General features: G+C 64.7%; 8 protein-coding genes. 1 reads left to right on the forward strand and 7 read right to left on the reverse strand.

The features are described from left to right. A partial coding sequence (locus ABIE65_RS27595; RefSeq protein WP_354081967.1) for a nitrate/nitrite transporter occupies nt 1-2,129 on the reverse strand: 2,129 nt, incomplete at its 3' end. Nucleotides 2,130-2,377: 248 nt separating this feature from the next. Between ABIE65_RS27595 and ABIE65_RS27600 the strand changes: the two genes are divergently transcribed. Continuing rightward, on the forward strand, nt 2,378-3,076 hold the full coding sequence (locus ABIE65_RS27600) for a helix-turn-helix domain-containing protein (protein ID WP_354081968.1): 699 nt from the start codon (nt 2,378-2,380) through the stop codon (nt 3,074-3,076). Here the strand turns inward: ABIE65_RS27600 and ABIE65_RS27605 are convergent. The 6 genes from ABIE65_RS27605 to ABIE65_RS27630 form a co-directional block, all read right to left on the reverse strand. After that, complete coding sequence (locus ABIE65_RS27605) at nt 3,054-3,626, reverse strand: hypothetical protein (protein WP_354081969.1); 573 nt, start codon at nt 3,624-3,626, stop codon at nt 3,054-3,056. The genes ABIE65_RS27600 and ABIE65_RS27605 overlap by 23 nt on opposite strands. Before the next feature lie 24 nt (nt 3,627-3,650). Then, a protein-coding gene (locus tag ABIE65_RS27610) for an IS630 family transposase (RefSeq protein WP_354081970.1) occupies nt 3,651-4,603 on the reverse strand; the annotation gives its coding sequence in 2 pieces (ribosomal slippage) (nt 3,651-4,273 and nt 4,273-4,603; 954 coding nt in all). 278 nt (nt 4,604-4,881) lie between these two features. Next, on the reverse strand, nt 4,882-6,132 hold the full coding sequence (locus tag ABIE65_RS27615) for an NnrS family protein (RefSeq protein WP_354081971.1): 1,251 nt from the start codon (nt 6,130-6,132) through the stop codon (nt 4,882-4,884). Next, the gene (locus ABIE65_RS27620) at nt 6,129-6,368 is read right to left on the reverse strand and encodes a hypothetical protein (RefSeq protein ID WP_354081972.1); all 240 of its coding nucleotides are present in this window, start codon (nt 6,366-6,368) and stop codon (nt 6,129-6,131) included. Before ABIE65_RS27620 ends, ABIE65_RS27615 begins: the two co-directional genes overlap by 4 nt. A gap of 89 nt (nt 6,369-6,457) precedes the next feature. Next, nucleotides 6,458-6,748 carry a helix-turn-helix domain-containing protein gene (locus tag ABIE65_RS27625; protein WP_354081973.1) on the reverse strand — a complete coding sequence of 97 codons (291 nt, stop codon included), beginning with the start codon at nt 6,746-6,748 and terminating at the stop codon, nt 6,458-6,460. Beyond that, a complete protein-coding gene (locus tag ABIE65_RS27630; protein WP_354081974.1) occupies nt 6,749-6,985 on the reverse strand; it encodes a hypothetical protein in 237 nt (78 codons plus the stop codon). Nucleotides 6,986-7,457 lie beyond the last annotated feature (472 nt).

Here is a 7,457-nt window from a genome sequence, read left to right on the forward strand (position 1 = left end):
AGCGGAAAGCCCGCCGAATACCCGATGAAGCTGCCGAAGGTGCCCGTGTAGAGGATGCACATCAGCCAGTTGTGCTTGCGGCTGAAGATGATCGCTTGCTCGCGGAAGCTGGCGCGCGCATCGGCGATATCGTTCATGCCGAGCCAAGCCGCGGCCGTGGCGACCAGGATGAACGGCACCCAGACGAAGCCCGCGTTCTGAAGCCAGAGCCGACCGCCCTCGGGAAGCACCTGCGGGGCGCCCCCCATCGCCCCGAAGACGCCCGCCGTGACGACGAGCGGCACGAGGAACTGCATGACCGAGACCCCGAGGTTGCCGAGCCCGGCATTCAGCGCGAGAGCGTTGCCCTTCTCGGCCTTCGGGAAGAAGTAGGAGATGTTGGCCATCGAGGAGGCAAAGTTGCCGCCACCGAGTCCGCAGAGCAGAGCGAGTGTCAGGAAAATCAGGTAGGGCGTCTCGGGGTTCTGCACGGCGTAGCCGATGCCGACGGCCGGCACCAGGAGCGACGCGGTGGAGAGGGTCGTCCATAGCCTTCCGCCGAAGATCGGCACCATGAAGCTGTAGAAGATGCGGAGCGTCGCCCCGGACAGCCCCGGCAATGCCGCCAACCAGAAGAGCTGGCCCGTTGAGAATGTGAAGCCGATCGCGGGCAGCTGCGCCACCACCATCGACCATACCATCCAGACCGAAAAGGCCAGGAGCAGCGCCGGGATGGAGATCCAGAGATTGCGGCGCGCCACCCCACGCCCCTTCTCCCGCCAAAACTCGGCGTCTTCGGGACGCCAATCCGTGACGACTCGCGGCATGGCCGTGCGCACGGGGTGGTGGATTTCCTGCATCTCCGGCAGGGCCGGCAGTTGGTCGAGCGTCTCGCCGTGGGCCTTTCGCTCCATCGCGCGGATCGACAGGTGCATCCACGACAATGCGATCGCGACGAACACGAAGAGGAGCGCGAAGCAGGACGTATAGATGCCCGTGAGATCGAGGAGCATGCCGAAGGCGATCGGCAGGACGAAACCGCCGAGGCCGCCGATCATGCCAACCAGACCGCCGACCGCACCGACGTGCTTGGGGTAGTAGACGGGAATGTGCTTGTAGACCGCGGCCTTACCGAGGCTCATGAAGAAGCCGAGTGCGAAGAGCGTCGCGACAAATGGCCAAAAGCTCATCGAGGTGGAGAAAGAGATCGGCCCGTCCTTGCCCTGGATGACGTAATCGGTCGGAGGATAGGACAGCATGAACAGGAAGATCAGACTGAAGCCGAAGGTCCAGTACATGATCGCGCGCGCGCCGAACTTGTCCGAGAGGTGTCCGCCGTACGCTCGGAAGAGACTAGCTGAAAGGCTGAAGGACGCCGCGGCCATGCCGGCCGTCTTCACGTCGACGCCGTAGACGTCGATCAGGTAGTGCGGCATCCAGAGCGCGAGCGCCACGAACGCGCCAAAGACGAAAAAATAGTAGAGCGAGAAGCGCCAGACCTGGAGCTTCTTCAGCGGCGCGAATTGTTCGGCGAGCGAAGGCGCTTTGATGCCCTTCCGTCGCCGTTCGACCAACTCGGGTTCATCCTTGGCGAAGATCAGGAAGAGCGCGGCCATGACCACGAGACCCGCGGCCCAGACGTAGGCGACGCCGTGCCAACCGTAGGCAACCATGACGAAGGGTGCGAGGAACTTGGTGACTGCCGCGCCGACGTTGCCCGCCCCGAAAATGCCGAGCGCCGTCCCCTGCCGACCGGCCTCGTACCAGCGCGACACGTAGGCGACGCCGATGATGAAGGATCCACCTGCTAGCCCGATGCCCAGGGCGGCGATCAGGTACATGACGTAGCTGTCCGCCAGCGTCAGCAGCCATGTAGCGATCGCGGTTAGGATCATCTGCGCGGAGAAGACTAAGCGTCCGCCGTACTTCTCGGTCCAGACGCCCAGGAAAAGCCGGGTGACCGAGCCGGTGAGGATGGGGGTGGCGACCAGAATCCCGAACTGCGACTCACTGAGCGCAAGTTCGACCTTGATGGCCACACCGATGATCGAGAAGATCGTCCAGACTGCGAAACATGCGGTGAACGCGACGGTGCTCAGCGCGAGTGCGCGGTTCTGATCCGCGCGCAAAGCTGCGGTTTGGACGGACATTACTCGGCTCCGGCGAAGTTCGTCCCAGCCCCTCGGGGCTCGCTCCTAGACGTGCTTCATCGCCGCGCGACACGACTTGATTCAGATCAAGATCCTGCAGGACAGCTCTCGAAATAAGCTTGCCCCCGACAATCATCACGACACCGGCGCGGCAGGGCAATTTTTGATCCGGCAATTTTCGGTCGATGACTTGATAATTGTCATGTGCGAAAGATTCGGATGACGCACCAAACCCGCTCTGAGAGCCCATGGCCGATTCCTACTTCTCGGATATCCGTAGCCTCGCCCTGTTCTCCGAGATGGAGGACGCTCGTTTCGACCAGCTCATGCGTGGTTCGTACGTGCAGAATTTCCCGCCGCAGGTCGAGCTGATCTCGGAGGGCGATCCGAGCGATTTTCTGCAGATCGTGCTGTCCGGCTCAGTGGAACTCTACGCCGCGTGGAACCGACGCGAGACCAGCATGGCGACGGTTCGCCCGATATCGACATTCATTCTGGCAGCGACGATCCGGGACGCGCCGTATCTCATGTCGGCCCGCACGATAGAGAAGAGCCGTATCGTCCTGATCCCGAGCCGGGACGTGCGCGCGGTATTCGACCTCGATGGCGCGTTCGCCCGCGCCATCGTCGGAGAACTCGCAGACAGCTACAGGAGGGTCGTGAAGACCGCCAAGGAACTTAAACTAAGGACTTCGCTCGAACGCCTCGCGAACTACCTGCTCCGAGAGCAGCGGCGGACCGGGGGTCGACCGGTCTTCGACCTTCCCTTCGACAAGAAGCGTCTCGCCTCTCTTCTCGGCATGACCCCAGAGAATCTGAGCCGCGCCTTCAAGAGCCTCCAGGGCTACGGCGTCACCATCGATGCAGCGCGGGTGACTATCCAGGGTCAGGCGGAACTCGAGCGTTTCGCGAAGGCGACACCTCTCATCGACGACCATATGATCTGAGAGGGCGGTCGGGGACGGTTGCGACCGATGAACCTGCAAGCATCACCGTTTCGGTTTCAGTCCAGGATCGTTGAGCGCCGTCATGATGTGCGCCCTTCGCTTCGCGCGCGCCTACAGCCGATACATAGCGAACGGGCAACCGAAGGCATGCCGTCGACGAACGTCGATGGAAGCGCGCTCGGATGGCAGCGTCGTGATCGATCGTCTGCCTGCCCAACCAGTCCACCAGTTCGGCCGGGATTTGGGCGACATCCTGTTCGCCGCGGGTGAATCGCCCGGCGAGGTCGGAGATCGGCTTCAGCCGATCAAGGGCTGTGCCGGCAAAGACGCGTCCCGGGTCGAGCGCGGTCAAAACCCGGGTCTCCCGCTCGATGTGCGCTGCAGCGAATTCAACGAACGCGGAAAGTTGGCGGGCGACCACGTCCATATCGCCTGCAGCGGTGGCTTCGCAGATCGTATTGATCTGGAGGTACATGTGCCGGTGATCCGCATCGAGATCGTCGATGCCGACCTCGAAGTTGTCCATCCAGCGCGAGCATATTTCCGGCATGTAAACCTCCCCTAGAGCAAATTCTCACCACTCGGGCTCATATCCGGTGGCTGTGAAGTAGTTCGCACACTCCGCGGGCGTGAAGGCCCCGATGGCGGTAGCGACAGCGTTCCAGAGCGCGTCGCGGGTTCGCGCGGCAACCTTGCGGAGGAGTGCCTTGAGCTTCGCGAAGGCGTTCTCGATCGGGTTGAAGTCGGGGCTGTAGGGCGGGAGGAAGCGAAGCTCGGCGCCCGCCGCCTCGATGGCCTCGCGCACGGCGACATTCTTGTGGCTGCCGAGGTTGTCCATGATCACGACGTCGCCCGCGCGGAGCGTCGGGACCAGCACCTGTCTGACATACGCGAGGAAGCTCTCGCCGTCGATCGCGCCGTCGATCAGCATCGGGGCGTCGATGCCGGAGAGCCTGAGCCCGGCGACGAAGGTGGTGGTGCGCCAGTGCCCGTGCGGGACGCCGGCGCGCAGGCGTTCGCCTTTGGGAGCGCGGCCCCGCAGCCGAGCCATCTTGGTGTTGAGCCAGGTCTCGTCGATGAAGATCAGCCGCTCCGGATCCAGATCCGGCTGCCCCTCGAACCAGGCCGCGCGCGCCGCGGCGACATCCTCGCGGTCCTGCTCGCTGGCGTGGGCGGACTTTTTTTGAACGACCAGCCGTGGCGGCGAAAATAGCGATGAATGGTCGATGGCGCGAAGCGCTCGCCACGCTCCTGCTCCAGCCGTTCGACGAGTTCGACCAGCGTGATGTCCGGCGTCTCGCCCACCATCGCCAGGATCGCCGGGCCGTGCGCTTCGATCCGCCCCGACCGCGTGTCCCCGCCCTGCCTCCGGGGTGCGACCGAGCCGGTCTCCAGCCACAGGCGCCGCCACTTCACCGCCGCCGACGGCGCGATCCCGAACCGTTCGGCCGCCGACCGGCAGCTCATGCCGGCCTTGATCGCCGCGATCACCCGCTGTCTCAGATCCAGGGAGAGAGGCTTCGTCATGGAAGCTGGCCTCCTTCACCAGCCTCCACTCTGAATCACGAAACGACTCAGAAGGGAATCCCGGACGCGATTCCGTCAGGTCGTGATCTGCTCTAGATCTGCGCCGATTGAACCTGCAGCACACCGGCGTGTCCTTGCGATGCGTCCAATAGCGTTGGATAGGACTTCGCCGAGCAGGGTCTTCTGCCTGGAGTCGGCGGAGATGGTGCGCTTGGCGGCGGCGTCGGCACAATTCTGCCGTGGAACGCCGCCATGCACGATCTTCGTTTCCGCGGGAATCAGCTCGGCGGTGCGGCGGCGGGAGCACCGGCGGCGGACACGGCCCACGGTTCTCCGAGGAGCTTCGGCCCATAAGATGCCAGATAGATGAAGAACGCGCTCACCCACAGTAGGCCAGAACACGTCAGAAGATGCATATAGAGCGAGTCGAGCAGTGCGGCGGAAACTCGGCACACTGCAGCACCGACGATCATCACATACGCGGCGGTCGTCCATCTGTCGGCGATGAGCGGCCTCCCCGTATGACCGAGCGTTGCCCGCGTCATGATCGCGAACATCATGGTCGTGATGACGCCCGCCGTCAGGGCGTGCACGACCGCGCTCCCCGGCACCGTGACCGGGTCGTATGCGGCGGCCGCGACGAGACAGAATGAGACGGGCATCCAGGCGTAGGCGACATGCAGGATCCACACGAGCGGCTCGCTGCCGGTCCGCAAGCCCTTCCAGCGCAGCAGGCGGGCAAGATGGCCGGAGGCAGCGACAGTCGCGGTCGCCGCGAGGATCGGGCCCTCTGGCGACGACACCCAAAGAACCAGCGTCGCGAGCGTGACCAGCACGACCCCGACATCAAACCGAGACGCATCGGGCGGCATGGTCCCCGCGGCCGCGCGCTTCTTCAGCCAGTTGCGCGTGAAGGTCGGGATGATACGCCCGCCGATCGTCGCCACCAGGAACACATAGACGGCAATGCCGAGGCGATTCTCGAGGCCGGAGGTCTGAACGAAGCCGGCCGCCCCCAGGTGGAACAGCAGATTGCCGCCCAGGAGCACCGCCGGAGCCGCAGCGATGGGCAGGCTGCGCCAGTTTCGGCTGGCCACGATCTGCGATGCCGTTCGCGCCAGCACCAAAACGAGGAACAGCAGGTCGATCGCCGCCGCGGCGGGAACGCCCACGATGTCCGCGGAGGCCATGACGAAGCGTCCGGCGACCCAGAGCGCGGCTAGCGCCGCGAGGCCGCCGGCGCCGAGTTTGGGCTGCATCGTCCAGCCGGGCACCGCCGTCAGGAGGAATCCCGCGAGGATGGCCGCCGCGAAGCCATAGATCATCTCGTGCGCGTGCCACCCCAGCGCACCGTAGGGGCCACCGATGGCTAATGCGCCGGACAGCGCGGCGAGCCACAGGGCGATGGCGACCAATGCCCAAATGGCACCCAGCAGGAAGAACGGTCGGAAGCCGAGGCAGAACACCGGAGGCGGCAGGCGCCGGTCGGCGTCCGGCGACACCGCACCCGTCTGAACGGTGTGGGTCATCGGCCCGGCTCCTCGCGACCTGCACCCGCCGCGCGATCCTCCATCGCCTCGACCAGATCAGCCTCCAGTTCCTCAGGCGACAGACCGTAGGAGATCGCGGCCTCCGCAACCGTCATGAATGGCGCCATGACGCAGCCCGGGCAGGCCATGCGGCGTCTGTTGAACACGCCGATGCTGACCGGCCATCGCTCCATCACCTCCGCCACCATCATCCCGTCCAACCGAGCGGAAGACATCTCGCCACCTCCATCACGCGCCTCGACGGCACATGCTAGGCTGTGGTCGGGGCAACGAGTTTGCGCCGGCGCAAACGCGCGACGCGCGATCAGGCCTGTTCCGCGATCTGCACCAGCCGGTGCGGCTTGGCGATCACCAGATGGCTCGACCGCTTGCCGCTGACGATGCCCTCCTGTTCCCATGCGGCGAGCGTGCGATTGACCGTGAAGAGCGTGGTCGCGGTCATCTCGGCGAGTTCCTGGCGCGATATGGCGAAGGGAATCTCCACCCCGCCTTCCACCCGCCGCCCCGCCTGCTTCACCATGCGCAGCAGGGTCGCGGCGATCCGATACGCATGCCTGGAGCCATGATGCTGATCCCCTTGGTGAACCAGCGCCACTCAGCTACCAAACTGCATCGAAAATGAGTCAGAGCCAAACTTGCACGCCGAAACACAGCCTGAAGTACGGCGGCGAGGTTCGAAAGCCTTCGCCGATCGCCACGACCACGCGCGAACGAAGCCGCGAGGAACTGTGGGGCGGATCACCTGCGATAGTGCCGGGCAAATCGTGAGAATCTCGATGCGTAGCGTGGCGCCCATCATCGCGCAGTCCAAGGCGTTGATCCCGATCAGCATCGCGGATGTCGGCGCTTGCAGATCGCCTGACAGAGATCGATGAAGGTCGCCTCCCGCCCCCTCAAGTTTCCTGGGAAGCATCGGGCGCGCGCTGAGATGAGCGGCACCTCGGCCGGGCATGGGGGGGGGGGCGCCGCCTTGGTTCATCTGATCCCCTTCCCGGCGATGCCCGGAGGGCGCTCTGGCAGTGTCTGGGGCAACAGCCGGTAGCGACTCCCGACTGAACGGGAAGTCCGGATGGATTTCGTCGATCGGCAAATCAAACGGCGGGGCGCTCCCTGCCCGGCACGCGGTCATCGCGAACCTGCCGATGCATCGACGATGGACGATGCACGGCTCTCCGATGGTTCAATCTCGACGCCCGACGTGCCCCTCGGTGATCGATACCGAACCCGGCGGCTCACTTGGAGGCCCCATCCCCATCCTACTTCTCGGCGGCTCTGCCCCCGGCCCTGCGGGCGCCATCTCTGCT

The sequence above is a fragment of the Constrictibacter sp. MBR-5 genome, from assembly GCF_040549485.1.
Classification (GTDB): Bacteria; Pseudomonadota; Alphaproteobacteria; order JAJUGE01; family JAJUGE01; genus Constrictibacter.